This window comes from Microbacterium sp. bgisy203 (assembly GCF_057706945.1).
This window is the reverse complement of the sequence record NZ_JBYIPF010000006.1, coordinates 27683-51645: the sequence shown is the minus strand read 5'-3', so window position 1 is coordinate 51645 and position 23963 is coordinate 27683. Positions and strand designations below refer to the sequence as shown.

Here is a 23963-nt window from a genome sequence, read left to right as displayed (position 1 = left end):
TGCTCTCCTCAGTCCTGACCCGGCGGATGCCGGATATGAAGACTGTTCGGCGCGGTCCGCCGATCGGATGGGTCGCGGCGATCGGGTGATCGTCGACCGGCGCGACCGCGCGACCGGCGACCGAGCGTCAGGCCATGCGGCGGCGCTCGTCCCGTGCGATCTCGGGAACGGACACCTCGGGGAGGCTGATCGGTGTGGTGCCGGCGACCTCGTCGCTGAACTCCTCGGGTGCGACCACCGTGAGGGGGCGCGTCTCGTCGAGCGAGAGGGCGAAGCGGCGCGACTCGCTGCGGTGCAGGCGGCCCGAGACCACGAGCCACACGAATCCGATCGCACACGCGAGGAACGCGGCTCCGGCGCCGAGCCAGATCGCGGCGCGGGGGCCGTAGGCATCCGCCACCCATCCGACGATGGGGGCTCCGAGGGGCGTCCCGCCCATGAGGATCGCCATGTAGAGCGCGAGGACGCGGCCGCGCAGGGCCGGATCGGTGGTCGTCTGCACGTAGCCGTTCGCCGTGGTCATCGTCGTCACGACCGCGAAGCCGGTGAACATGAGCGTGACGGCATACAGCCAGTAGGAGGGCATGAGGGCCGATACGGCGCCGGCGAGGGCGAACAGGCCGGTCCCGACGATGACCAGGCGGATGCGCGCGCGGTCGCGCCGTGCGGCGAGCAGGGCGCCGGCGAGCGAGCCGATGGCGAGGATCGACGAGAGGAGTCCGTAGCCGTCGGCATCCTTTCCGAACTCGAGCGCCATCGTCGACGCGAAGATCGGGAAGTTCATGCCGAACGCGCCGAGCAGGAACACCATCGCGAACGTGACCATGAGGTCGGGACGCCCGCGCACGTAGCGGAACCCGTCGGCGAGTCGGTTCGAGCCCGTCGCCTTCGCGCGCGGGACGAGCTCGTCGGTGCGGATCAGGCGGAGCGCGACGATCATCGCGAGGAAGGTGACGGCGTTCAGGAGGAACACCCATCCCGTGCCGACCGCGACGATCACGATGCCCGCGACGGCGGGGCCGATCATGCGGGCGGTGTTGAAGGATGCCGCGTTCAGCGCGACGGCATTCGACGCGTTCTCGCGGGCGACGAGGTCGGAGACGAAGGCCTGCCGCGTCGGGTTGTCGAACGCGGCGACCATGCCGAGCACGAACGCGAACGCGTACATGAGGGGGAGCGTCATGACGCCGGTGAGGACGAGCACGCCGATCACGGCGCCGATCGACATGAGGAGCGACTGCGTGACGAGCAGCAGCCGTCGCCGATCGAAGCGGTCGGCGACCCACCCGGTGACGCCGACGAGCAGGAGCGGCGGCGCGAACTGCAGCGCCATCGTGATGCCCATGGCGCCGGCGTCGTTGTCGGTCAGCTGGGTGAGGACGACCCAGCTGAGGGCCGTCGCTTGCATCCACTGGCCGACGTTCGAGACGAGGGCGCCGATGAACCAGACGCGGTAGTTGAAGACGGAGAAGGAACGGAACATGGCGCTCATCTGGCGGCCACCTCCCGCATGATCGCGGCGGCGTCGTGCAGCGTCTCGCGCTGGGCCGGCGTGAGAGCGGCGAGGGATGCCTCGAGCCACTCGTCGCGGCGACGCACGGTCTCGTCGACGACGGTGCGGCCGGCGTCGGTGAGGGCGATGTTGACCTTGCGGCGGTCGTCCTCGTCGGGGGTGCGGCTGAGGTAGCCGCCCTCTTCGAGGCAGTTGACGGTGCGGTTCATCGACGGTGCGGAGACGCGCTCGCGGTCGGCGAGCTCGCCGAGGGTGTGCGGGCCGTGCACGGAGAGGGCGGCGAGTACGGCGAACTGGCCGTCGCTCATCGAGTCGACGGAGCGCTGCGAACGGAGGCGCCGCGCGAGACGGAAGGTCGCCATGCGCAGGTCGGATGCCTCGGTGGCGAGGTTGGGGGAGGTGTCGGCGCGCTCAGGAGTGGGGCTGGGGGGTGTGACAGTGGGACTCATTCTTTTCGTTAGCTTAGCTCATTAGCCTTGCTAAGTAAAGGGCGGGGCGGGAGTGAGGAGTGGTGAAAATAGAAGAAAAATACGATCTGGCTCTGGAGCTGGTGGCGGTGCGGGTTGCGCAGCGTCAGGCGGCGCGCTCGGGTCGGGGGCGCGCCGGCGATGTGGGTGATTCGATCCCGTTGCGTGAGGTGATGGCGGAGCTCGCCGCGGCGATGCGGATCGGGGAGCGGACGATCTCCTCGTGGCTTGGTGACGGCGCCGCGCTCGTAGGCGCCTACCCGGCCACGCTAGAGGCGCTCCGGGAGGGGCGGATCGATGAGCGGCACGCGTCGGCGATCATCGACGCCGGTGCCCCATTGGATGCCGGGAACCGTGGCGTGTTCGAGGAGCTGATCCTGCCGGTCGCCGAGGTCGACACGGCGGCGGCGGTGCGGGAGCACGCCCGGGTGATCGCGGCGCGACTGCAGCCGGAGATCGTCGAGGCGCGGCATCGCGAGGCGCTCGCAGCCCGGCAGGTGAAGACCTACCCTCTGCACGACGGGCTCACCCGACTGCTGCTCGATGGTCCGGCGGCGCTGATCCAGGGTGTGTTCGAGCGTGTCACCGACCTGGCCGCCGCCCTCGCCGGCGACGACAGCGCCGGCGACGGCGAGGGGGACGAGGCCTGCGGCCGAGACGGGCAGCACAGGGGCGACTCAGACGCCGACGGCGACGCCGGCGGGCCGGATGCCGGCGGGCCGGATGCCTGCACGCCCGACGAGCGCACGCTCGACCAGCGGCGCGCGGACGTGGCTCTCGATCTCCTGCTGACCGGTGCTCCGACCGGCCACAATGACGCGGACGACGACGGGAGCGCGTTAGGCGCGATCCGTGCGACGGTGCGGGTCACCGTCCCGATCCTGACCGTCATGGGCGAGAGCGACGAACCGGCGCTCCTCGACGGGCATGGGCCCATCGATGCAGACACCGCTCGCGTCCTGGCCGCGGGCGCGTCGTGCTGGGAGAGGGTGATGATCCACCCCCTCACCGAAGAGCCCCTCCGGCTCGACACCTACCGCCCGAGCGCGAGGCTTCGCCGCCTGCTCGATGCGCGGGATCAGTGCTGCCGGTGGCCAGGATGCCGCCGCCCCGCCGTCGGGAGCGAAGCCGACCACACCGTCGCGTTCTCCGACGGCGGGAAGACCCACGCGGGGAACCTGGCGATCCTGTGCAAGAAGCATCACCGCCTCAAGCACGCCTCGCCATGGACGATCACGCACCTCGGCGGCGAGGTGCTCGAGTTCACGTCCCCGACCCGGCGGCGCTATCGCAACAATGCACCACCGGTGATCCAGGCCGCCACGAACAGGGTGAAGGACCCGCCCTGGCGGCGGCTCCTCGACGCCGCCTACGACTCGGTCGGAGCCCCCGCGCCCTTCTGATCGGACGCGCCCGCCTCGGACGCGCCCGCACCCGCGCCGCGGGCACCCGGCTGACCACGGGTCCTCGCCGCGCCCTCCGCATCTCCCTCGCGCCGCGAGCGTCCCAACGGGATCGTCGCGACGAGACCGATGACCAGGAATCCCGCCGCCGTGAACGCCGCGAGGCGGGTGCCGTCCGAGAACGCCTGCTTCGCGTCGGCGCCGATCTCCGCCGTCTGCGGGTTGTCGGCGAGCCCGGAGATCGCCGCACCGGCGCTGTCGACCACGGTCGACACCACCTGGTCGCGCTGCGCCTCGGGAAGACCCCGATCCTCCAGCGACGACGACAGGATCCCCGCCGTGCTCGAGAAGAGCACCGTCCCGAGGATCGCGATGCCGAGCGCCGAGCCGACCTGCCGAGCCGTCGACTGCGTCCCCGACCCCTGTCCCGACAGCTCGACCGGCACGTCCTGCAGGACGACTCCCGTCAGCTGCGCGGTCGCAAGCCCCACGCCGAACCCGTAGACGAACAGCGCCGGCAGGAGCCAGCCCCAGGCATCCCCCGCTCCGGCATCCCACCCGACGACGACACCGACCCCGGCGACGCCGATGATCTCCGCGACGAGGCCGATCCGCACGACGAGCACCGGGCTCACCTTCCCGCTCGTCGCGCCGGCGAAGCCGCTCGCCACGAACGATCCGATCGCGAGCGCCAGCAGCACGAGACCGGTCTGCAGCGCGCTGAATCCGAGGACGAACTGCAGCCACAGCGGCAGCGACAGGATGATCCCGAACTCCCCGAGCGCCACGACGAGCGCCGCCACGTTGCCGCTGCGGAACGTCGCGATCGAGAACAGCCGGGGGTCGAGCAGCGTCTGCTTGCCCGCCTTCGCGCGGCTGCGCGACCACGCGATGAACGCGACGAGCGAGAGCGCCGCGAGGAGGAACGCGATCGGCACGGGCGATACGTCGAACGGCCACGTCCAGTCCCCGATCGTGAACGGGTCGTTCACCGCCCACCAGCCGAGGGTCCGCCCCTCGATGAGCCCGAAGACGAGCGAACCGAACAGGATCACCGACAGCACCGCGCCGACCCCGTCGATCCGGCCGTACGACTCCGCGCGCGATTCGTTCACCGCCCACAGCACCCCGATGATGATGAGGATGCCGAGCGGCACGTTGATCCCGAACGCCCACCGCCACGAGAAGGCGGTCGTCAGCCACCCGCCGAGGAGGGGCCCGACCGCGGCCATGCCTCCGATCGTCGAGCCCCACACCGCGAACGCGATGCCGCGCTCTCGACCCCGGAACGTCGCGTTGAGCAGCGACAGGGTGCTCGGCAGCATCATCGCCCCGCCGACGCCCTGCACGAGCCGCGCACCGATCAGCAGGTCGGCGCTCGGCGCGAACGCAGCGCCGACGGATGCCGCGGCGAACAGCACCACGCCGATGAGCAGGAGTCGTCGCCGCCCGAACCGGTCGGCGAGGCTTCCGAACAGCAGCAGTAGTGAGGCGAAGACGAGGGTGTACGCCTCTTGCACCCACTGGACCTCGGTCGACGACAGTCCGAGCTCGTCGACGATGGCGGGAACCGCGACGTTGACGATCGTCGAGTCCACGATGATGAGCGCCACGGCGAGGCTGATGAAGACCAGCCCGAACCAGCGCAGCGATGTTTTGTCCCTCACGAAACGCTAGATTAGCTAGCAATCTTCCCGTCCGGAAGTGGATGCTCGAGCTCGTCGCCACGGCATCCGTTCCTCTAAGCTCGCGAGCATGGCAGAGGCGACCGAACGCACCTACACGGACGCTCGCGGCGTCGAGATCGTCTTCGACCACTACGCCGCCGCCACCGAGCCGAGAGCCGTCGTCCAGCTCCTCCACGGCATCGGCGAGCACGCGCGTCGCTACGGCAACCTCATCGACGCGCTCACCGCCGACGGGTACGTCGTCTACGCCGACGATCACCGCGGCCACGGGCGCACGGGCGAGCGCCAGCACGGCGGGGACCCCGACAAGATCGGGCACCTCGGCGTCGGCGGCCTGCGGGCCACGGTCGACGCGCTCTGGCAGTTCACCCAGCTGATCCGTGCCGAGAACCCCGACCTGCCGCTGATCATCCTCGGCCACTCGTGGGGGTCGTTCATGACCCAGCGTTTGTTCGACAAGCACACCGACAGCTACGACGCCGTCGTGCTCAGCGGCTCCGCCTACCGCATGCTCGGCTACATGAACGTCGGCAACCTCAACAAGCGGTGGGAGTCGAAGACCTCCAACGGCACGGAGTGGATGGCGAGCGACCCCGCCGTCGGCGAGGCGTTTCTCGCCGACCCGTACGGCACGACCGAACCCATGCAGCGGCTGTTCAGCCTGCCCGACCAGATGCGCATCCTCGGCCGCCCCGCGAGGGACATCCGCCCCCAGCGCCCGGTGCTGCTGATGGTCGGCGAGGACGACTCGCTCGGCGGACCGCGAAGCATCAACAAGCTCGCCGACGTGTACCGCACCCGCTCCGGGCTCGACGACGTCACCGTCATCGTCTATCCGGGCGCGCGCCACGAGATCTTCAACGAGCCGATCCAGGGAGACGTGCGCGACGACCTGCTCGCGTGGCTCGACAAGCGGATTCCCGTCCGTGACTGAGCGCGCCGGCACACTCGCGACCCGGTACGCGGACCACTGGGCGCGGCCGCTGCGGTGGATCATCGCCCTGACGGTCGTCGGCGCGCTCGCAGGGCTCCTGCCGATGCTCGCTTCGACGGACTCCTTCGACGTCGTCATGCCGATCGTTCTGGCGTTCGGTGCGGCGGGGGGCATCGCCGGAGGGCTGCGCTTCTTCTTCCTGCCCTGGGGAGATGTGGGAGACCCGCGGCTCGGCGGAGATTTCGACGACACCCCCATCTGGGCGGGATACCGCGGGGTGCTGCGCGATTACCTCTGGGCCCTCGCCCTCTGGCTCGTCGGCACCCTCGGCGTGAGCATCGCGGTCGCCGTCATCGCGAAGGACGCGTCCGCGATCGTGTTCCTCCCGCTGCTTTTCGGCTTCGTATGGTCGATGGCGTACGGCCTCGCCGCCCTCGCGGTCGGCCTGCTCGCGATACCGATCGTGACGCTCGTTCGCGCACGGGCGGCGCGGCGCGCGGGCCGCGCGATCAACCCGTGGTGGTACTTCATGACCCTCTATCTCGTTGTCATGCTCACCGCCGTGGCGTCGTACGTCATCCTGCTCTCCCTGGCCCCGCAGCTCATCGGGGTCACCGGCGAGAGCGTCGTCGAGGTCCTGTTCTGGTCCGACACCGCGGATTTCACGCTGGGGCAGACCGTGGCGCTGTGGGCCACCCGCGTGCTCGCGGTGGTCATGCTGGGTCTGATGATCGTCGCGGGCGTGATCGGTGAGCGCCGCCTGCGCGAGGTGATGGCGATGACCGACGAGGCGGCTCGGTAGGCGCACCGTGTACTGACCTAGGCTGAAGACATGCACGGTGAGTACAAGGTCCCCGGGGGCAAGCTCGTCGTCGTCGACCTCGAGGTCGAGAACGGCCGCATCGCCGACTTCCGCCTGGCGGGCGATTTCTTCCTCGAACCCGACGACGCTCTGGCAGACATCGATGCCGCGGTGACCGGGCTGCCGGTGGAATCGGATGCCGCGGCCATCGCCGCCGCCGTCCGCGCCGCGCTCCCCGAGGGGGCGCAGCTACTCGGCTTCACCCCCGAATCGGTCGGCACCGCCGTCCGCCGCGCGCTCGTCACCGCCCCCGGGTGGAAGGACTTCACGTGGGAGATCGTCCACGAGAAGGCGGTCTCACCGCGCATGAACCTCGCCCTCGACGAGGTGCTCACCGCGCGCGTCGGCGCGGGGCTCCGGAACCCCACGCTCCGCATCTGGGAGTGGGACGAGTCGGCCGTCGTCATCGGATCCTTCCAGTCCTACCGCAACGAGGTCGACCCCGAGGGCGCCGCCCGCCACGGCTACGACGTGGTCCGCCGCATCTCGGGCGGCGGCGCCATGATGATGGGCGCCGATTCGATCGTGACGTACTCGCTGTACGTTCCGGCATCCCTCGTCGCCGGCATGACCTTCGCCGACTCGTACGCGTTCCTCGACGACTGGGTGCTGCAGGCGCTGCGCGCCCTGGGCGTCGACGCGACCTACCAGCCGCTCAACGACATCGCCTCGCCGAAGGGCAAGATCGGCGGCGCCGCGCAGAAGCGGCTCGCGGGCGGCGGCGTGCTGCACCACGCGACGATGTCGTACGACATGGACGGTCAGGTCATGACCGAGGTGCTGCGCATCGGTCGCGAGAAGCTGAGCGACAAGGGCACGACCTCGGCCGCGAAGCGCGTCGACCCGCTCCGCGCCCAGACCGGCCTTCCGCGCGAGGCGATCATCGAGAAGCTGAAGCAGACCTTCACGAGCCTCTACGGCGCCCAGCCCGGACGGATCACCGACGAGGAATACGCCGAGGCCGAGGTGCTGGTCGCCTCGAAGTTCGCCACCGACGCGTGGCTGCACCGCGTGCCGTGACCGACGCCCCGCCCGCGCCCGGGGCGGTCGAGATCGTCCACGGCGACAATCTCGCGGTCGCGCGCCGTCTGCCCGACGCCTCGTTCACCCTCATCTACCTCGATCCGCCGTTCAACACCGGCCGGTCGCGCAGGAGGGCGGTCGAGCGCGCGGTCATAACTCCGGAGAATCGCGCGATCGACCCCGGCCAGGACCCCGATCCGGCGGCGCGCGACGCGGATCTCCGGAGTTCTGAACGCGCGCCGGTGAAGACCGGCTTCCGCGGCACGAGCTACGCGCGCCTGCGCGGCGACCTCCGCGCGTACGACGACCGGTGGGGCGACTACTGGGACTTCCTCGAGCCGCGCCTGCGTGAGGCGTGGCGCCTGCTCGCCGACGACGGCACGCTCTACCTCCACCTCGATTACCGAGAGGCCCACTACGCCAAGGTGCTGCTCGACTCCCTTTTCGGGCGCGACTGCTTCCTCAACGAACTCGTCTGGGCCTACGACTACGGCGCGAAGTCTCGCCGCCGCTGGCCGACCAAGCACGACACGATCCTCGTGTACGTGAAGGATCCGGATGCCTACTGGTTCGACTCCGAGGCCGTCGACCGCGAGCCCTACATGGCGCCCGGGCTCGTCACGCCCGAAAAGGCGGCGCGGGGGAAGCTGCCGACCGACGTCTGGTGGCACACGATCGTACCGACCGGCGGGCGAGAGAAGACCGGCTATCCGACCCAGAAACCCGAGGGGATCCTCCGCCGCATCGTCCAGGCATCCAGCCGCCCGGGCGACCGCGTCCTCGACCTGTTCGCCGGCAGCGGCACGACCGGCGCGGTCGCGTCGGCGCTCGGGCGCCACGCGATGCTCGTCGACGACAACCCCGACGCGATCGAGGTCATGCGGCGGCGGATGCCGGACGCGATCGTCCGCTGACCAGCCCATCGCACCCCTCGCGCTGGGCGCCGAGCTTTGCCAGCATGGCCGCATGACCGCTTCGCAGTCCGCACCATCGCACACCTCCGCCCTCGACGACACCGTCGCCCAGCTCACGCGAGAGGAGAAGGCCTCGCTCACTAGCGGTGCGGATTTCTGGCACACCCAAGCGATCGAGCGCGTCGGCATCCCGTCGCTCATGATGACCGACGGTCCGCACGGCCTGCGTAAGCAGGAGGGCGCGGGCGACGCGCTCGGCCTCGGCGCGAGCGTGCCCTCGACCTGCTTCCCGCCCGCGGTGGGCATCGGATCCGCCTTCGACCCCGACCTCACCGCCCGCGTCGGCGCCGCGATCGCGCACGAGGCGATCGTGCAGGACGTGTCGGTCGTGCTCGGCCCCGGCATCAACATCAAGCGCTCGCCGCTGTGCGGGCGCAACTTCGAGTACTACTCCGAAGACCCGCTCGTCGCCGGGGTCGTGGGGGCGGGGTTCATCCGCGGTCTCCAGGCGGAGGGGGTGGGCGGCTGCGTCAAGCACTTCGCCGCGAACAACCAGGAGACCGACCGCATGCGCGTGAGCGCCGACATCGACGAGCGGCCGCTGCGCGAGATCTACCTGCGCGCCTTCCAGCAGGTGATCGAGCTGTCGCATCCCTGGACCGTCATGTGCTCGTACAACCGGATCAACGGCGTCTACTCGTCGGAGAATCCCTGGCTGTTGACGACGGTGCTCCGCGACGAGTGGGGCTTCGACGGATTGGTGATGTCGGACTGGGGTGCGGTCGACAACCGCGTCGCGGGCCTTCCCGCCGGCCTCGACCTCGAGATGCCCTCGTCGGGTGGGGCGAGCCCGGCGCTCATCGTCGCGGCGGTGGAGCGGGGTGAGATCGCCGAATCGGCGCTGGATGCCGCCGCGCGCCGCGCCGTCCAGCTGACGCGCCGCGCGGCGGAACGTCCCGCCGCGGGCGGGGAGATCGACGTCGACGCCCATCATGCGCTCGCCCGTGAGGCGGCCGGCCGCTCGATCGTGCTGCTGAAGAACGAGGGCGATCTGCTGCCGCTCGACCCGAAGGATGCCGCGGCATCCTTCGCCGTCATCGGTGCGTTCGCGAAGCATCCGTGCTACCAGGGCGCAGGTTCCAGCCTCATCAACCCCACACGGCTCGACACCGCGTGGGACGCCATCTCGGAGGCCGCCGCGGGCACCGTCACCTACGCGCCCGGATTCGTGCTCGCGGGCGCCGACAGCGCGAACGGCGACCCCGACACCCTGCGCGAAGAGGCGGTCGCCGCCGCCGGTACCGCGGACGTTGCGATCGTATTCGCGGGACTGCCGGCCGCGGCGGAATCGGAGGGCTACGACCGCACCGACATCGACCTTCCGGCAGACCAGCTCGCCGTGATCGAGGCGGTCGCCGCCGCGAACCCCCGCACCGTCGTCGTCCTCTCCAACGGCGGCGTCGTGCTCCTGCCCTTCCGCGGCGCCGTCCCCGCGATCGTCGAGGGCTGGCTCCTCGGCCAGGCGGGGGGCTCCGCGACCGCCGACGTCCTCTTCTGAGCCGTGAACCCGTCGGGAAAGCTGACCGAGACGATTCCGCTGCGCATCCAGGACACCCCCTCGTACGGCAACTTCCCCGGTGAGGCCGGGCACGTCCGCTACGGCGAGGGCATCTTCGTCGGTTACCGCGGCTACGACCTGAAGCAGCTCGAGGTCGCGTATCCGTTCGGCCACGGACTGTCGTACACGACGTTCCGCTACGGCGACGCGCACGCGGAGGTGACGGATGCCGGCGACATCGTCGTCACGGTCCCGGTGAGCAACGGGGGCAATCGTCCGGGCCGCGAGATCGTGCAGGTCTACACGTCGCTCCCGGGCTCGGCGATCGAGCGCGCGGTGCGGGCACTCTCGGGCTTCGCGACCGTCGAGATCGCGCCCGGTGACGAGGCGCAGGTCGAGATCACGCTTCACCGGAACGACCTGACCGCGTGGGACGTCCGCCAGGGCCGCTGGGTGCTCGAGGGCGGCGACTACACGATCGAGGTCGGGGCATCGAGCCGCGACATCCGCGCGACGACGACCGTGACGGTCGCCGGCGATGACACCTCCGTGCCGCTGACGCTCCACTCCTCGGTCACCGACGTGCTCGCCGACCCCGTCGCGGGGCCGCCGACGCGGAAGGCGATGGGCTCGTTCCTCTCCGGTGACGAGGCATCCGACGCGGCCACGCTGAAGGCGATGGAGGGCTTCCCCGTCGGCCGCATCGTCGGCTTCACCGGCCCCGAGGTGACCGTTGAGAGCCTTCAGACGCTCCTCGACGAGGCCAACGCGGCCGCCCGCCCCGCGACGAAGTCGTAGAAGGTCAGCGCGAGGCGGAGAGGGCCGAGTTCGAGCGGCCGGTAGTCGCGCGTCGGACGGAGCCGCCGCCACAGTTGCGGCTCGAGGGCGCGCAGATATTGTCGCGCGCGTCGCGCGTGGGCGGTGTTCGACGCGATGCGGATCGTCCGCGCGCCCTCCAGCCACGGCAGTGACAGCGTCAGGTTCTCGTGCGTCGAGGTCGCGTGCGGCTCGATCGCGATGTCTGCGGGGCGGATGCCGAGGCGCTCCGCGCCGAAGCGTGCCATGACCTCGGCCTCCGGCGCCGACCCGCGCACGGCGCCGCCGGAGAAGACGTAGAGCGCTCCCGGCGGCGCGGAGCGCACGGCGATGCGCGTCCGCCACGCCTGCAGTGCGTTCGGGCGCCCGTCCTCGCGGGAGCGGAATCCGAGGACGAGGACGACGTCCCGCCCGTCCCGTGGCCCTGTGGTCGCCCCGGTGGTCGCGTCGGCTGGGGTCGGGTAGTCGGCGCGCGACGCGCGGAACGCCTGCGCCTCACCGAAACCCAGGAGTGCCGCGCCGAGGCCGGCCGCCGCGAACCACGGCATCCCCCGCCGCAGACGCGCGGACGCGCGGCGCGTCACGAACGCAGGAACGCCAGCAGCGCCTCGTTCACCTCGGCGCCGTGCGTGCGCAGGAGCCCGTGCGGTGCGCCCTCGATCTCGACGTAGGTGAGCGGGGTCGCGTCGGGCACGAGGTCCTTGAACCGCCGCGCCGTCGCATCGATGGGCAGGATGTTGTCGGCCGTCCCGTGCACGATCAGGGTCGGGACGGTGATGGAGGGGATGTCGCCGCGGAAGTCGGTCGGCCAGGTGAGGGGAGCGGCGGCGATCGCGGCGTTCCCCGCCTGGTTCGCGACCTGCACGCTCGCGTCGACGGCTTCCTGCGAGATGCGCTCGCCGAGGAGGTCGTCGAGGTTGTAGAAGTCGCGGAAGAACCCGGTGAGGAACGCGTACCGGTCCTCCGCGACCGCCGCGGCCGTGCCGTCGAAGAACGCCTGATCGCCGGCTCCGTCGGGATTGTCGGAGGTGATGAGCAGGTAGGGCTCGAGCGAGCCGAAGAACGCGACCTTCGCGATGCGGCCCGCGCCGTAGCGGGAGGTAGCGGGCGATCTCGCCCGTTCCCATCGAGAACCCCACCAGCACGGCATCCTCGAGTTCGAGCTCATCGATGAGCGCGTGGAGGTCCGCCGCGAACGTGTCGTAGTCCGAACCCGACGCCGTCTTCGAGGAGGCGCCGAACCCGCGCCGGTCGTACGCGATCACGCGGTAGCCCGCCGCGAGGAGCGCGCGCGCCTGCAGGTCCCACGATTCGCCGTTCAGCGGGAACCCGTGGATGAGGACGACCGGCTGACCGTCCGAGGGGCCCTGATCGGTGTAGAAGATCTCGACGTCGGTCGAGTTCTCGGTCGCGACGGTGACGTAGGCCATGGTCAGTGCTCCCTCGGGGGTGTGCGGGTGATGGTGTGCGGGCGATCGTGTACGGGCAGTGGTGAGACAGCCGGGCGGATGCCGGCGACTGGATTCGACGCTACGGGCGACGCCGCGAGGATGCCAGGGGGTTGCGTCATCTGACGCGCCGCGCCCATGGTCCTGTCAGGCGTCGCGTCGTGCCCCGTCGGAGGGGTGCACGGTGAAGATGTGCGGCGCCGTGAAACCGGCGTCGGCGAACGCGGTCTCGATCGCGCTCGTCGCCGCCGGGACGAGCTCGTGATCGATGAGGGCGATCGCGGCGCCCCCGAATCCGCCGCCGGTCATCCGTGCCCCGACGGCCCCCGCGGCGCGGGCGGTGGTGACGGCGAGGTCGAGTTCGGGCGTCGAGATCCCGAAGTCGTCGCGCATCGACGCGTGCGATGCGTCGAGGAGGGGCCCGACCGCACGGGGGCCGTCGCCCTGCAGCGTCCGCACGGCATCCAGCACCCGCTGATCCTCGGTGACGACGTGGCGGACGCGGCGGAAGGTGACGTCGTCCATCAGCTCTTCGGCGCGGGGGAGGTCGTCGACGGATACGTCACGCAGCGCGGGAACGCCGAGGAGCGCCGCGCCCCGCTCGCACGCCTCGCGGCGCTCGCGGTACCCGCCGGTGGAGTGCGCGTGACTCACCCGCGTGTCGATGACGAGCACCTCGAGGCCCGCCGCGGCGAACCCGAGGGGGATGATCTCGGCATCCAGCGTGCGGCAGTCGAGGAAGATGCCGGCATCCGCCCGCCCGCGCATCGCGGCGGTCTGGTCCATGATGCCGGTGGGTGCGCCGACGGCGTCGTTCTCGGCGCGGCGCCCGATGCGGGCGAGCGCGACCGAGTCGAGGCCGAGATCCCAGACGTCGTTCAGGGCCGCGGCGGTCGCGCCCTCGATCGCGGCGGACGATGAGAGCCCCGCTCCGACGGGCACGTCGGAGGAGAAGAGGAGGTCGACACCGGTGACGGATGCCGGGTCGGTCTGCGTCTCGTCGAGGAGCGCCCAGGCGACGCCGAGGGGGTAGCGTGCCCACTCCGTGATCTCGTCGCGGCGGGCGGGGAAGAGCGCGTCGAGCTCGGCGAGCGGCAGCTCCACCGGGTCCGGCGCGAACGAGGACCGCACGCGGATGACGCCGTCGCGACCGGTGGTGAGGTCGACGCGGGTGCGGTGTTCGATCGCGAAGGGGAACACGAACCCGTCGTTGTAGTCGGTGTGCTCACCGATGAGGTTGACGCGCCCCGGCGCCGACCAGGTGCCGGCGGTGGGGACTGCGGGGGAGGGCGACGTCGCGGTCACAGGGTCACTCCTTCGATGGCCGCGCGGAGGCGCTCGGCCGCGGTCTCGGGGACGAGATCGCCGATCCAGGCGCCCATGGCGGCCTCCGACCCGGCGAGGAACTTGAGCCTGTCGGCGGCGCGGCGCGGGCTCGTGAGCTCCAGCCGCAGCCGCACGGTGTCACGGCCGACGCGCACGGGCGCCTGGTGCCAGGCAGCGATGTACGGCGTCGGGGTGTCGTACAGGGCATCCACTCCTCGCAGCAGGCGCAGGTAGAACGGGGCCAGCTCGTCGCGTTCGGCGTCTGTGAGACCCGCGAGGTCGGGGACGTGCCGGTGAGGGAGGACATGCACCTCGATCGGCCAACGGGCCGCGAACGGCACGAACGCGGTGAAGTGCTCACCGCGCAGCACGACCCGCGGACCCCGCTGCTCGAACTCGAGGATGCGCTGAAACAGGTCGGGCGGGGTGCTGTCGATCTGCTCGAGCAGGCGCTGCGTACGCGGGGTGATGTACGGGTACGTGTAGATCTGCCCGTGCGGGTGCTGCAGCGTCACCCCGATCGCCTCGCCGCGGTTCTCGAACGGAAAGACCTGCCGGATGCCGGGGACCTCCGACAGCACCCGGGTGCGGTCGGCCCACGCCTCGATCACGGTGCGGGCGCGGGTGACCGACTGCGTGCCGAACGACCCGGTGCGCTCGTGGGAGAAGCAGACGACTTCGCAGCGCCCGACGCTCGGCCGGGCGAGACCGAGAGCCGTGTCGCCGGTGTCGTCGTCGCGGGCATCGGCCGGGTCGCCGAGCGCCGGACCGAAGGAGGGGGAGCGGTTCTCGAAGACCGCGACGTCGTAGAGCGACGGGATCTCCGACGGGTTCGACGGCGTCTGCGGGGCGAGCGGGTCGAGCTCGGCGGGAGGCAGGAACGCCCGGCCCTGCCGCGCCGCGGCGATCGAGATCCAATCCCCGGTGAGCACGTCGCGCCGCATCGTCGCGGTCTCGGGCCGCGCATCGAGCACGCGCGTATCGGCGGCACGCTCAGGTCCGAGCGTCGTGTCCGGGTCGTCGTAGTAGATCAGCTCGCGGCCGTCGGCGAGGTGCGTCACGCGCTTGACGACACCGGCACCGAGCCGCGCGGATGGCGTCGTCTCGGCGGTCGGGTCGGCGGCATCCGACGGAAACAACGGAGGCTTGTTCACGTCAACATCGTAGATTCTCGCCGTGTTATCGTCAACACAGAGCAGTTCTCCTGAGTTGTGAACGGAGCGACCGATGAACCGACGGGTCTCGATGGCCGACGTCGCCGCCGCCGCCGGCGTCTCCGGCCAGACCGTCTCACGGGTCGTCAACGACAGCCCGCGGGTCGACCCCGTCACGCGCGCCCGCGTCGCGGCGGCGATGGAGCGCCTGGGTTACCGCCCGCACCGCGCCGCGCGGGCCCTCCGCACGGGCCGGAGCGACACGATCGGGCTGCTCGTGTCGACGCTCGCCACCGTCGGCAATTCGCGCATGCTGCAGGCGATCGCGGCGGCGGCATCCCTGCGCGGGTTCGCGCTCACGGTCGTGACGGCGGAAGGCCCGGATGCCGTGGCCGACGGCTTCGCGCGTCTGCGCGAACAGGGGGTCGACGGCGCGATCATCCTCAACGAGGCGACGCGCGCGGCTCGCGAAGTCGCGGTGCCGGGTGGGCTCGCGGTGGTCGTCGTCGACTCGCCGCCCGACGGTCGGTACGCGATCGTCCAGACCGACCACGCGGCGGGAGCGCGCGCCGCGACCGCGCACCTGCTCTCCCTCGGCCGGGGAGCGGTGTGGCATCTCGCCGGCCCGGACGGGTCGTATGCGGCGTCCGAGCGCGAGCGCGGGTGGCGGGAGGCCCTCGCGGATGCCGGGATGAGCGCCCCCGATCCGCTCCCCGGCGACTGGACGGCGGCCTCCGGATACGCGGCGGCGCTCTCCCTGCCGCCCGATGCCCGCGCCCTCTTCGTCGCGAACGACCAGATGGCGCTCGGGGCCCTCCGTGCGCTCGCCGCGCAGGGCCGTGCGGTTCCCGACGACGTCGCCGTCGTGGGCTTCGACGATGTCGCCGACGCGGCCGACTACCGCCCGCCGCTCACCACGGTCCGTCAGGACTTCGACGCGCTGGGGGCTGCGGCCGTGGCTGCGCTCGTCGCGCGGATCGCCGGCGAGGCCGCGTCACCGGTGATCCTGACGCCCACCCTGGTCCGCCGCGCGAGTGCGTAGCGGAGGTCAGAGCGCTGCGCGCCGGGCCTCCCAGCCAGTCCGCACCATCTCGTCGACGGTGTAGCGGTTCTGCCACTCCAGGTCACGGGCGGCGAGCTCGCCGGTCGCGACGATCCGGTCGGGGTCGCCCGCGCGCCGCGGCCCGATCTCCGCGGTGAAGGGGATGCCGGTGACCCGCGCCATGGCATCCATGATCTGCTTCACGCTCAGGCCGTTCTGCGAACCGAGGTTGTACGCCGGCTCGACGGGCTCGCCCGCCGCGAGGCGCTGCGCCGCGACGACGTGGGCGGCGGCGATGTCACCGACGTGCACGTAGTCGCGCACGTTCGTGCCGTCGGCGGTGTCGTAGTCGTCGCCGTTGATGCGCGGCGTCTCCCCGGCCAGCAGTTTCTCGAACACGATCGGGAAGAGGTTGTGCGGACTCGTGTCGTAGACGCTCTCGTCCGCGGAGCCCACGACGTTGAAGTAGCGCAGCGACGTGTGGCGGAGGGGGTGGGCGGAGGATGCCGTGGCGACGCCCTGATCGCGCAGCAGCCACTCGCCGATGAGCTTCGACTCGCCGTACGGCGACGCGGGGCGCTTGGGCAGGTCCTCCGTGACGAGGGGGAAGTCGGGGGTGCCGTAGACCGCGGCGGAGGAAGAAAAGACGATGTTGTGCACGCCGGCATCCGCCATCGCCTGCAGCACCACCCGTGTGCCCTCGACATTCTGCTCATAGGTATGCAGCGGCCGCTCGACCGAGACCCCCGCGTACTTGAAGCCGGCGACGTGGATGACGCCCTCCACGTCGTGCTCGCGCATCGTGGCGACCAGGAGCTCGCGATCGAGAATCGTGCCGCGCACGAACGGCACGCCGTCGGGCACGAACGACGCGTGGCCGCTCGAGAGATCGTCGACGACGATCGGGTCGATCCCCGCCGCCGCAAGTGCGCGCACGACGTGCGCTCCGATGTACCCGGCGCCGCCGGTGACCAGCCAACTCATGTGTCCATCCTGCCCGATGGGGGCCGGCCGCCCTGCCGGGGCGCCTCGTAGGATCGCCACATGACCGATCGCCGGAGCACGCGCCGCGTCGTCATCGGGCGGATCGCCGCGGATGCCGACACCCGAGTCTTCACGGCATCCCTCTCGCTCACCGATCTCGCCGGGTCGGCGGAGGCGAGCCTGCTCGACCCCGTCAGGTGGTTGCGTGTCGCCGGTGCGCGACTCGCCGCCGCAGCGCCGTAAGCCCGTACGCCGCCATGAGCGCGAGCCACAGGATCGCGCTGTAGACGCCGATCCGCTCGAAGCCTCCGCGCCCGAGCCCGAGGTTCACCACCCCGCTGGCGCCCTGAAGCACGAGGCCCACGGGTGCCGCGAGCCCGAGCACCAGGCTCGCGATGCCGAACCCGCGCCGCGCGGCGGATCGGCGGCTCAGCTCCCACACGCCGAACACGATCGCGTGTACGGCTGTACCCAGGATGCCGAACAGCGCGCCGAGCGAGTGGACGACCATCTGCACCTGGTCGTTCGTGAGGTCTTCGGCGAACGAGCCCGGTGCGAAACCGACCATTGCGACGCCGACACCCTGCAGGAGCGCGAACGCCATCGTGACGACGCGGCGCGCCCCGGTGAAGAGCGTCCCGAGGGCGAGGAGCCCGACGAGGGTCGCCGCGCCGACGACGAAGAATCCGGTGTTCATCACGCCGTACGCGGGGGAACAGACGAACCGGTCGCCGGTCTCGCCACATACGGCGGCGGGCGGGACTCCGAGGTCGGAGACGTAGTTGTCGCGGTAGCTGTAGCCCGGCGCGGGCCACGCGGCGGCGGTCACCGCCTCGAAGACGAAGTAGGAGAGGGCGCCGACGCCGAGGATCCAGAAGCAGACCCGACGCCAGGCGTCGGCCGCGGTGCCGGTCACGCGCGCGTCACTGATCCCCGAGTGCCTGGGCGACCACGGCGCGCGCCTCGGCCTGCACCTCGGCGAGGTGCTCGGGGCCGCGGAGCGACTCGGCGTACAGCTTGTAGACGTCCTCCGTGCCGGACGGGCGCGCGGCGAACCAGGCGTGCTCGGTCTGCACCTTCAGGCCGCCGATCGGTGCGCCGTTGCCGGGGGCGTGCGAGAGCTTCGCCGTGATGGGCTCACCGGCCAGGTCGGTCGCGGTCACGGCATCCGGCGACAGCTGCGCGAGCTGCGCCTTCTGCGCCGGCGTCGCGGGCGCATCGACGCGCTGGTAGGCCGACGCGCCGAACTCGGTCTCGAGCTCCGCATAGCGCTGCGACGGGGACTTGCCCGTGACCGCGAGGATCTCCGAGGCGAGCAGGCACAGCAGGATGCCGTCCTTGTCGGTCGTCCAGACGGTGCCGTCGAACCGGAGGAAGGACGCACCCGCCGACTCCTCGCCGCCGAAGGCGACCGACCCGTCGAGCAGACCTGGCACGAACCACTTGAACCCGACCGGCACTTCGAGGAGCGTCCGCCCGAGGGCCGCCGCCACCTTGTCGATGATCATCGAGGAGACGAGGGTCTTGCCGACCGCGGCATCCGCCGACCACTGCGGCCGGTGGCCGTACAGGTAGTCGATCGCGACGGCGAGGTAGTGGTTCGGGTTCATGAGACCCGCGTCGGGCGTCACGATGCCGTGCCGGTCGGCGTCGGCGTCGTTGCCGGTGAGGATGTCGTAGTCATGCCGGTGGGCGATGAGGGATGCCATCGCCGAGGGCGACGACGGGTCCATGCGGATCTTCTCGTCCCAGTCGAGCGTCATGAAGCGCCACGTCGGGTCGACCTCGGGGTTCACGACCGTGAGGTCGAGCCCGTACCGCTCGCCGATCAGCGCCCAGTACTCGACCGACGCACCGCCGAGCGGGTCGGCACCGATGCGGACGCCCGCCTTCCGGATCGCCGCGACGTCGATGATGCTCCCGAGCGCCGCGACGTAGTGCTCGCGGAAGTCGTAGGTGCCGAGCGTTTCGGTGTCGATGTCGGCGAAGCGCGTGCGGTGCACGCCGCCGAGGCCTGCGGCGATGAGGGCGTTGGCGCGGTCGGCGATCCACCCGGTCGCGTCGGTGTCGGCGGGGCCGCCGTGCGGAGGGTTGTACTTGAACCCGCCGTCGCGCGGCGGGTTGTGCGACGGCGTCACGACGATGCCGTCGGCGCGCCCCGGATCGTGGTTGCCGTGGTCGGCGTTGTACGTCAGGATCGCGTGGCTGAGCGCGGGGGTGGGTACCCACGAATCGCGGGAGTCGACGCGCACATCGACGCCGTTCGCGACGAGCACCTCGATCGCCGTCCGCTCCGCGGGACGGGAGAGGCCGTGCGTGTCGCGCCCGAGGAAGAGGGGGCCGGAGATCCCCTGCGACGTGCGGTAGTCGACGATGGCCTGCGTCGTCGCGAGGATGTGGTCCTCGTTGAAGCTCGTCGACAGGCTCGAGCCGCGGTGGCCACTCGTGCCGAAGACGACCCGCTGCGCGGGGATCGACACGTCGGGCTTCCGGTCGTAGTAGGCGGCGATCAGCTCATCGATGTCGATGAGGTCGGATGCTTCGGCGGGCTGTCCTGCGCGGCTCATGGCTTCAGTCTGGCACTGACGCGGCTCGCGGGCACGACCGAACCTCGCGGGCGCGGCCGGTTCAGCGCCGGGTGAACACCGAGTTCGCCGGCGAGCCGCCGATCTCGGACACGAGGGTGAGGGTGTCGCCCTCGCACGTGTAGGCCGAATCGGCGACGGGGGCGCTCGCGACCTGGTCGCTGAGCTCACCGGCATCCGTCGGGGCACCGTCGATCGTGGCGGAGACCTCCAGTCCGTCCGCCGACACGGTGTCGCTCGTCAGTCGGTCGGCGGTCGCCGTGTACGTGCCCGAGGTCGACCCGCCGACCGTGACGACGATCGGGGTGCCGGCGACCTCGGCGGTGAGCTCGAGCGCGGGAGCCCACGAGAAGGCGCCGTCGGCGCCGAGGGTGAGCTCCGCCGACCCCTTCGGGGTGAAGCTCACGCCGGCGCCCGAGAGGGCGGCATTGACGTCGCCGTAGAAGCGGTCGAGGCTCGCCTGGTCCATGACCCACGTGCCGGGGAGGCAGTCGGCGGCGGCGGGCGGGGCCGAGGTGGGAGCCTCCGAGGGAGTCGCCGATCCGCTCGCGCTCGCCGAGCCGGTCGCGCTGGGCTTCGTCGTCCCCGACGCCGAACCGCTCGGGCTCGGCGACGCCTCGGGCGCGCACGCGGCGAGGGTGAGCGCGAGGAGGGCGGCGGAGGTCACAGCGAGCGCGGAGGCGAGGCGGCCGGTCATGCGCTCCACAGTACGGGATGCCCTGACTAGGCTGAGCGGGTGACCCCCGAGCCTGTGGATGCCGCGGCATCCGTCCCGACCCGCCGCGCCTACAGCTACCTCGGGCCCGCCGGAACCTTCACGGAGGCCGCGCTCAGCCAGGTGCCCGAGGCGCGCGACCAGATCTGGCGACCGGTGCGCAACGTCGGCGAGGCGCTCTCGGACGTCGTCGAGGGGCGGTCGGATGCCGCGATGATCGCGATCGAGAACTCCGTCGACGGCGGGGTCTCGACGGCGCAGGACGCCCTCGCGACCATGCCGGGCCTGCGGATCGTGGGGGAGTACCTCGTGCCCGTCGACTTCGTGCTCGTCGCGCGGCCCGGCGTGCGCATCGAGGACGTGAAGCTCGTCGCCGCGCACCCCGTCGCCTACGCCCAGTGCCTGCACTGGCTGACCGAGCACCTGCCCGAGCACGCGCACCTGCCCGCGGCATCCAACGTGGCGTCGGCCGTCGGGATCGTCGACGGTGTGAGCGATGCGGATGCCGCGATCGCACCCCCCGGCATCCTCGAGCACTACGACCTGGAGCTTCTCGCCGAGAAGATCGGCGACAACGCGAACGCCGTGACCCGTTTCGTGCTCGTGAGCCGCACCGTGCCGGCGCCCGCGCCGACCGGCGCCGACAAGACGTCGCTCATCGTCGAGCTGCCCGAGGAGTACCCGGGCGCGCTGCTGGAGCTGCTCGAGCAGTTCGCGACGCGCGGCATCAACCTGTCGCTCCTCGCCTCGCGCCCCGTCGGCGACGCCCTCGGCCGCTATCGGTTCGTCATCGACGCCGACGGGCACATCGAGGACGAGCGGATGGCCGACGCGCTCCTGGGCCTGCGGCGTTTCAGCCCGAAGGTCATCTACCTCGGGTCGTACCCGCGCGCCGACCGGCAGATCGTGCACTACCCGGAGCGGTACTCCGACGAGGTGTTCATCGAGGCGCGGGATTGGCTGCGCGGCCTCATCTCCGGCGCGCCGCAGGACTGACGCCCCGCGTCCCTCCGGTCGTCGAGCGAGCGGAGCGCGTCGAAACGCCCTAACCCGCCAGGAGCTCCAGCGTCTGCACGCGGCCGTCGGCGGAATCCAGCGGCTCCGACGCGTACGCCCCCGCGACCGGCGAGATCATGATCTCGCCGACGCCGTGACGCGCGGCGAACGCGACCAGACGGGCGCGGGTCTCCGCGGGCTCGCCGACGAACCAGCGCTCGCGCATCGCCCCGAGCACCGGCGCGGCGAGGTGGTCGCTCGCCTCGGCATCCCGCGCCTCTTCCACCGCCTCAAGGGCCGTGAGCGGCCGGCCGGTGCGCAGCCGCGCCATCATCCGCGCCTGCGGAAGCATGCGCTCCTCCGCCTCGTCGAGCGTCGGCGCGACGACGGCGTTCGCTGTCAGGAAGGTGCGGGGCGCGTCGAGGTGCGCCGACGGCTGGAAGTTCTGGCGGTAGAGATCGAGCGCGCGGTCGAGGCCCTCGCCGGAGAAGTGGTTCGCGAAAACGTACGGCAGGCCGAACGCCGCGGCGAGCTGCGCCGAGTAGTCCGACGATCCGAGCAGCCAGAGCTCGGGGCGTCCCTCGGCCGACGGGGTCGCATGCACGCGATACTCGTCGTTCCCCTCGGGGCGTCCCCCGATGCGGTACCCGGCCCCCTCGGGGGACGTGAGCGCAAGGATGTCGCGGACGTGGTCGGGGAACCGGTCGACCTCGCTCGTCGTCCCCGACATCCGGAGGAGCTGCGTGATCACCGGGTCGCTGCCGGGCGCGCGCCCGATGCCGAGGTCGATGCGGCCGGGGGCGATCGCCTCGAGCGCCGCGAACTGCTCCGCGACGATGAGCGGCGAGTGGTTCGGCAGCATGACGCCGCCCGACCCGACGCGAATCCGTTCGGTGCGGCTCGCGGCCGCAGCGGCCAGCACGGGCGGCGTCGTGGATGCGACGGCGGGCATGTTGTGGTGCTCCGCGAACCAGTAGCGGGTGTAGCCGAGCGCATCGGCGCGCTGAGCGAGGGCGAGCGAGGCGGCGATCGCCTGGGCGCTGGTCTGCCCGGTGCGGACGGAGACGAGGTCGAGGACGGAGAGTGCGGGGGTCATCACCGATTCCAACCCGCGCGCCTCCCCAGGAATTCCGCCGGCCTCGGCCGGATCACCCCCGCTCACCCGGCCTTCACCCGGCCTTCACCCGGCGCGCTTGACCGCTTCGTAGGCGTCGAGGGCGGCTCGGCGGGTCTCGGCGAGGTCGACGATCGGCTCGCGATCGGCGGAGTCCGGCGCCCACTCCGACACGTAGAGTCCCTGCGGGTCGAACTTCTGCGCCTGCAGCTCGGGGTTGAAGATCCGGAAGTACGGCGCCGCGTCTGCGCCCGATCCGGCTACCCACTGCCAGTTGAACGGGTTGCTGGCCTCGTCGGCATCCACGAGCGTGTCCCAGAACCATTCCTCGCCGCGCCGCCAGTCGATGAGGAGGTTCTTGATGAGGAAGGATGCCGTCACCATCCGCACCCGGTTGTGCATGTAGCCCGAGCTCCAGAGCTCTCGCATCCCGGCGTCGACGAGCGGGACGCCGGTCTCGCCCTTCTGCCAGGCGCGGAGCATCGCGGGCTTCAGGCGCGGCCACGGGAACGCGTCGAACGCGCTGCGGAGATTCTTCGTCGCGAGGTCGGGGAAGTGGAAGAGCGTGTGCCACGCGAACTCGCGCCAGCCGAGCTCGGAGAGGAAGCCGCCGACCCTCTCCTCTGACGCCACGGCGGCGTGCCAGACCTCGAAGGGACTGAGCTCGCCCCAGCGCAGACGAGGGGAGAGGAGCGAGGTGGCGCCGGCGGACGGCTCGTCGCGGGCGCGGTCGTAGCCTGCGGCATCCTCGCGCAGGAACTCGCGCAGTCGTGCCTTCGCGGCGACCTCGCCCGGCGTCCACCGTTCGCGCAGGCCGCCGGCCCAGTCGGGATCGGTCGGCAGCAGGCGCCATGTGTCGAGGTCGTCGGATGCCGGAAGGCTCCGCGGCCGCGCCAGTTCGCGCGGCTCGGACACCGGGTTCCGCGGCGCGGGGAGCTGTCGGCACGCCTTCCAGAACGGGGTGAAAACGCCGTACGGCGTGCCCGCGCCGGTGCGGACGGTCCACGGCTCGAACAGGACCGACGCCTGGAACGACGACACCTCGACGCCGTCCCGACGCAGCGACTCCTTGAGCCCGGCGTCGACATCGCGCTCGGCGCCGCCGTAGCGGCGGTTCCAGAAGACCGCTCCCGCGCCCGTGTCACGGACGAGAGCCGGAAGGACATCGGCGGCGGCGCCGCGGCGGAGGACGAACCCCCCGCCCTTCTCACGGAGTCTCTCGCCGAGCTCGGTGAGCGAATGATGCAGCCACCACTTCGCGGCGCCCCCGAGCGGGCGGATGCCGGGGGACTGTTCGTCGAGGATGTACACGCCGATCACCGGTTCGTCGCGGTCGGCGGCGGCTCGGAGCGCCGGGTGGTCGGCGAGGCGCAGGTCATCGCGGAACCAGACGATCGAGGGGGAGCTCATGCTCTCATCGT

At 71.4% G+C, this 23963-nt stretch carries 22 protein-coding genes and 1 pseudogene; 10 read left to right on the top strand and 13 right to left on the bottom strand.

The features are described 5' to 3' along the window. Positions 1 to 127 precede the first annotated feature (127 nt). Together AC3ENQ_RS10575 and AC3ENQ_RS10570 are read right to left on the bottom strand one after the other, a co-directional pair. Entirely contained in the window at positions 128 to 1492 is a 1365-nt protein-coding gene (locus AC3ENQ_RS10575; RefSeq protein ID WP_431804376.1) for an MFS transporter, read from the bottom strand. Continuing rightward, positions 1489 to 1962, bottom strand: coding sequence for a MarR family winged helix-turn-helix transcriptional regulator (locus AC3ENQ_RS10570; protein ID WP_431804374.1), 474 nt, complete (start codon positions 1960 to 1962; stop codon positions 1489 to 1491). The genes AC3ENQ_RS10575 and AC3ENQ_RS10570 overlap by 4 nt, the downstream gene beginning before the upstream one ends. 59 nt (positions 1963 to 2021) lie before the next feature. Between AC3ENQ_RS10570 and AC3ENQ_RS10565 the strand changes: the two genes are divergently transcribed. Further along, positions 2022 to 3383, top strand: coding sequence for an HNH endonuclease signature motif containing protein (locus AC3ENQ_RS10565; protein WP_431804372.1), 1362 nt, complete (start codon positions 2022 to 2024; stop codon positions 3381 to 3383). On the opposite strand, the gene AC3ENQ_RS10560 is transcribed toward AC3ENQ_RS10565, so the two are convergent. Beyond that, positions 3350 to 5050, bottom strand: a complete 1701-nt coding sequence (locus AC3ENQ_RS10560; protein WP_431804370.1) for a DHA2 family efflux MFS transporter permease subunit — start codon at positions 5048 to 5050, stop codon at positions 3350 to 3352. The genes AC3ENQ_RS10565 and AC3ENQ_RS10560 overlap by 34 nt on opposite strands. Positions 5051 to 5138: 88 nt before the next feature. Here AC3ENQ_RS10560 and AC3ENQ_RS10555 point away from each other — a divergent pair, with 88 nt between their 5' ends. The 6 genes from AC3ENQ_RS10555 to AC3ENQ_RS10530 are packed head-to-tail and all read left to right on the top strand — an operon-like array spanning position 5139 to position 11160. Beyond that, positions 5139 to 6005: an alpha/beta hydrolase gene (locus AC3ENQ_RS10555; RefSeq protein ID WP_431804369.1), complete on the top strand. Its 867-nt coding sequence runs from the start codon at positions 5139 to 5141 to the stop codon at positions 6003 to 6005. After that, complete coding sequence (locus tag AC3ENQ_RS10550; protein WP_431804367.1) at positions 5998 to 6807, top strand: hypothetical protein; 810 nt, start codon at positions 5998 to 6000, stop codon at positions 6805 to 6807. Before AC3ENQ_RS10555 ends, AC3ENQ_RS10550 begins: the two co-directional genes overlap by 8 nt. 30 nt (positions 6808 to 6837) lie before the next feature. After that, the gene (gene lplAB / locus AC3ENQ_RS10545; RefSeq protein ID WP_431804365.1) at positions 6838 to 7887 is read left to right on the top strand and encodes a lipoate-protein ligase LplAB; all 1050 of its coding nucleotides are present in this window, start codon (positions 6838 to 6840) and stop codon (positions 7885 to 7887) included. Continuing rightward, entirely contained in the window at positions 7866 to 8804 is a 939-nt protein-coding gene (locus AC3ENQ_RS10540; protein WP_431804363.1) for a DNA-methyltransferase, read from the top strand. The genes lplAB and AC3ENQ_RS10540 overlap by 22 nt, the downstream gene beginning before the upstream one ends. A 52-nt stretch (positions 8805 to 8856) precedes the next feature. Further along, positions 8857 to 10362, top strand: coding sequence for a glycoside hydrolase family 3 C-terminal domain-containing protein (locus AC3ENQ_RS10535; protein WP_431804361.1), 1506 nt, complete (start codon positions 8857 to 8859; stop codon positions 10360 to 10362). A gap of 3 nt (positions 10363 to 10365) precedes the next feature. Then, positions 10366 to 11160: a fibronectin type III-like domain-contianing protein gene (locus AC3ENQ_RS10530; protein WP_431804359.1), complete on the top strand. Its 795-nt coding sequence runs from the start codon at positions 10366 to 10368 to the stop codon at positions 11158 to 11160. On the opposite strand, the gene AC3ENQ_RS10525 is transcribed toward AC3ENQ_RS10530, so the two are convergent. The 4 genes and pseudogenes from AC3ENQ_RS10525 to galT all read right to left on the bottom strand — a co-directional run bounded on the left by AC3ENQ_RS10525 (position 11106) and on the right by galT (position 15091). Next, complete coding sequence (locus AC3ENQ_RS10525; RefSeq protein WP_431804357.1) at positions 11106 to 11762, bottom strand: YdcF family protein; 657 nt, start codon at positions 11760 to 11762, stop codon at positions 11106 to 11108. The two genes, AC3ENQ_RS10530 and AC3ENQ_RS10525, sit on opposite strands and share 55 nt — an antisense overlap. Beyond that, positions 11759 to 12608, bottom strand: a pseudogene (locus tag AC3ENQ_RS10520) (alpha/beta fold hydrolase). Before AC3ENQ_RS10520 ends, AC3ENQ_RS10525 begins: the two are co-directional and overlap by 4 nt. Before the next feature lie 165 nt (positions 12609 to 12773). Further along, the gene (gene galK, locus AC3ENQ_RS10515) at positions 12774 to 13931 is read right to left on the bottom strand and encodes a galactokinase (protein WP_431804356.1); all 1158 of its coding nucleotides are present in this window, start codon (positions 13929 to 13931) and stop codon (positions 12774 to 12776) included. Continuing rightward, on the bottom strand, positions 13928 to 15091 hold the full coding sequence (gene galT / locus AC3ENQ_RS10510; RefSeq protein WP_431804509.1) for a galactose-1-phosphate uridylyltransferase: 1164 nt from the start codon (positions 15089 to 15091) through the stop codon (positions 13928 to 13930). Before galT ends, galK begins: the two co-directional genes overlap by 4 nt. A 106-nt stretch (positions 15092 to 15197) precedes the next feature. Between galT and AC3ENQ_RS10505 the strand changes: the two genes are divergently transcribed. Then, on the top strand, positions 15198 to 16148 hold the full coding sequence (locus AC3ENQ_RS10505; protein ID WP_431804507.1) for a LacI family DNA-binding transcriptional regulator: 951 nt from the start codon (positions 15198 to 15200) through the stop codon (positions 16146 to 16148). A 6-nt stretch (positions 16149 to 16154) separates the two neighbouring features. On the opposite strand, the gene galE is transcribed toward AC3ENQ_RS10505, so the two are convergent. Continuing rightward, positions 16155 to 17132, bottom strand: a complete 978-nt coding sequence (galE, locus tag AC3ENQ_RS10500) for a UDP-glucose 4-epimerase GalE (RefSeq protein WP_431804354.1) — start codon at positions 17130 to 17132, stop codon at positions 16155 to 16157. Between the two features lie 60 nt (positions 17133 to 17192). On the opposite strand from galE, the gene AC3ENQ_RS10495 reads away from it, so the two are divergent. Beyond that, on the top strand, positions 17193 to 17375 hold the full coding sequence (locus AC3ENQ_RS10495; protein WP_431804352.1) for a hypothetical protein: 183 nt from the start codon (positions 17193 to 17195) through the stop codon (positions 17373 to 17375). On the opposite strand, the gene AC3ENQ_RS10490 is transcribed toward AC3ENQ_RS10495, so the two are convergent. The 3 genes from AC3ENQ_RS10490 to AC3ENQ_RS10480 all read right to left on the bottom strand — a co-directional run bounded on the left by AC3ENQ_RS10490 (position 17326) and on the right by AC3ENQ_RS10480 (position 20414). Continuing rightward, entirely contained in the window at positions 17326 to 18048 is a 723-nt protein-coding gene (locus AC3ENQ_RS10490; RefSeq protein WP_431804350.1) for a DUF998 domain-containing protein, read from the bottom strand. The genes AC3ENQ_RS10495 and AC3ENQ_RS10490 overlap by 50 nt on opposite strands. 7 nt (positions 18049 to 18055) lie before the next feature. Then, the gene (pgm, locus tag AC3ENQ_RS10485) at positions 18056 to 19699 is read right to left on the bottom strand and encodes a phosphoglucomutase (alpha-D-glucose-1,6-bisphosphate-dependent) (protein ID WP_431804348.1); all 1644 of its coding nucleotides are present in this window, start codon (positions 19697 to 19699) and stop codon (positions 18056 to 18058) included. A 61-nt stretch (positions 19700 to 19760) separates the two neighbouring features. After that, a complete protein-coding gene (locus tag AC3ENQ_RS10480) occupies positions 19761 to 20414 on the bottom strand; it encodes a hypothetical protein (protein WP_431804346.1) in 654 nt (217 codons plus the stop codon). A 39-nt stretch (positions 20415 to 20453) separates the two neighbouring features. Here AC3ENQ_RS10480 and pheA point away from each other — a divergent pair, with 39 nt between their 5' ends. Then, positions 20454 to 21428, top strand: a complete 975-nt coding sequence (pheA, locus tag AC3ENQ_RS10475) for a prephenate dehydratase (RefSeq protein ID WP_431804344.1) — start codon at positions 20454 to 20456, stop codon at positions 21426 to 21428. Positions 21429 to 21477: 49 nt separating this feature from the next. Here pheA and AC3ENQ_RS10470 read toward each other — a convergent pair whose 3' ends face one another. Beyond that, the gene (locus AC3ENQ_RS10470; protein ID WP_431804342.1) at positions 21478 to 22524 is read right to left on the bottom strand and encodes an LLM class flavin-dependent oxidoreductase; all 1047 of its coding nucleotides are present in this window, start codon (positions 22522 to 22524) and stop codon (positions 21478 to 21480) included. Between the two features lie 84 nt (positions 22525 to 22608). Continuing rightward, positions 22609 to 23952, bottom strand: coding sequence for a cryptochrome/photolyase family protein (locus tag AC3ENQ_RS10465; RefSeq protein ID WP_431804340.1), 1344 nt, complete (start codon positions 23950 to 23952; stop codon positions 22609 to 22611). Positions 23953 to 23963 lie beyond the last annotated feature (11 nt).

Excerpts from the sequence above, each read along its gene's own strand:
- AC3ENQ_RS10535 (WP_431804361.1), top strand. The coding sequence starts at position 8,857 with ATGACCGCTTCGCAGTCCGCACCATCGCACACCTCCGCCCTCGACGAC.
- AC3ENQ_RS10480 (WP_431804346.1), bottom strand. The coding sequence starts at position 20,414 with ATGACCGGCCGCCTCGCCTCCGCGCTCGCTGTGACCTCCGCCGCCCTC.
- AC3ENQ_RS10570 (WP_431804374.1), bottom strand. The coding sequence starts at position 1,962 with ATGAGTCCCACTGTCACACCCCCCAGCCCCACTCCTGAGCGCGCCGAC.
- AC3ENQ_RS10465 (WP_431804340.1), bottom strand. The coding sequence starts at position 23,952 with ATGAGCTCCCCCTCGATCGTCTGGTTCCGCGATGACCTGCGCCTCGCC.
- AC3ENQ_RS10495 (WP_431804352.1), top strand. The coding sequence starts at position 17,193 with ATGACCGATCGCCGGAGCACGCGCCGCGTCGTCATCGGGCGGATCGCC.
- AC3ENQ_RS10575 (WP_431804376.1), bottom strand. The coding sequence starts at position 1,492 with ATGAGCGCCATGTTCCGTTCCTTCTCCGTCTTCAACTACCGCGTCTGG.
- AC3ENQ_RS10555 (WP_431804369.1), top strand. The coding sequence starts at position 5,139 with ATGGCAGAGGCGACCGAACGCACCTACACGGACGCTCGCGGCGTCGAG.
- AC3ENQ_RS10470 (WP_431804342.1), bottom strand. The coding sequence starts at position 22,524 with ATGACCCCCGCACTCTCCGTCCTCGACCTCGTCTCCGTCCGCACCGGG.
- pgm (WP_431804348.1), bottom strand. The coding sequence starts at position 19,699 with ATGAGCCGCGCAGGACAGCCCGCCGAAGCATCCGACCTCATCGACATC.
- AC3ENQ_RS10505 (WP_431804507.1), top strand. The coding sequence starts at position 15,198 with ATGGCCGACGTCGCCGCCGCCGCCGGCGTCTCCGGCCAGACCGTCTCA.
- galE (WP_431804354.1), bottom strand. The coding sequence starts at position 17,132 with ATGAGTTGGCTGGTCACCGGCGGCGCCGGGTACATCGGAGCGCACGTC.
- lplAB (WP_431804365.1), top strand. The coding sequence starts at position 6,838 with ATGCACGGTGAGTACAAGGTCCCCGGGGGCAAGCTCGTCGTCGTCGAC.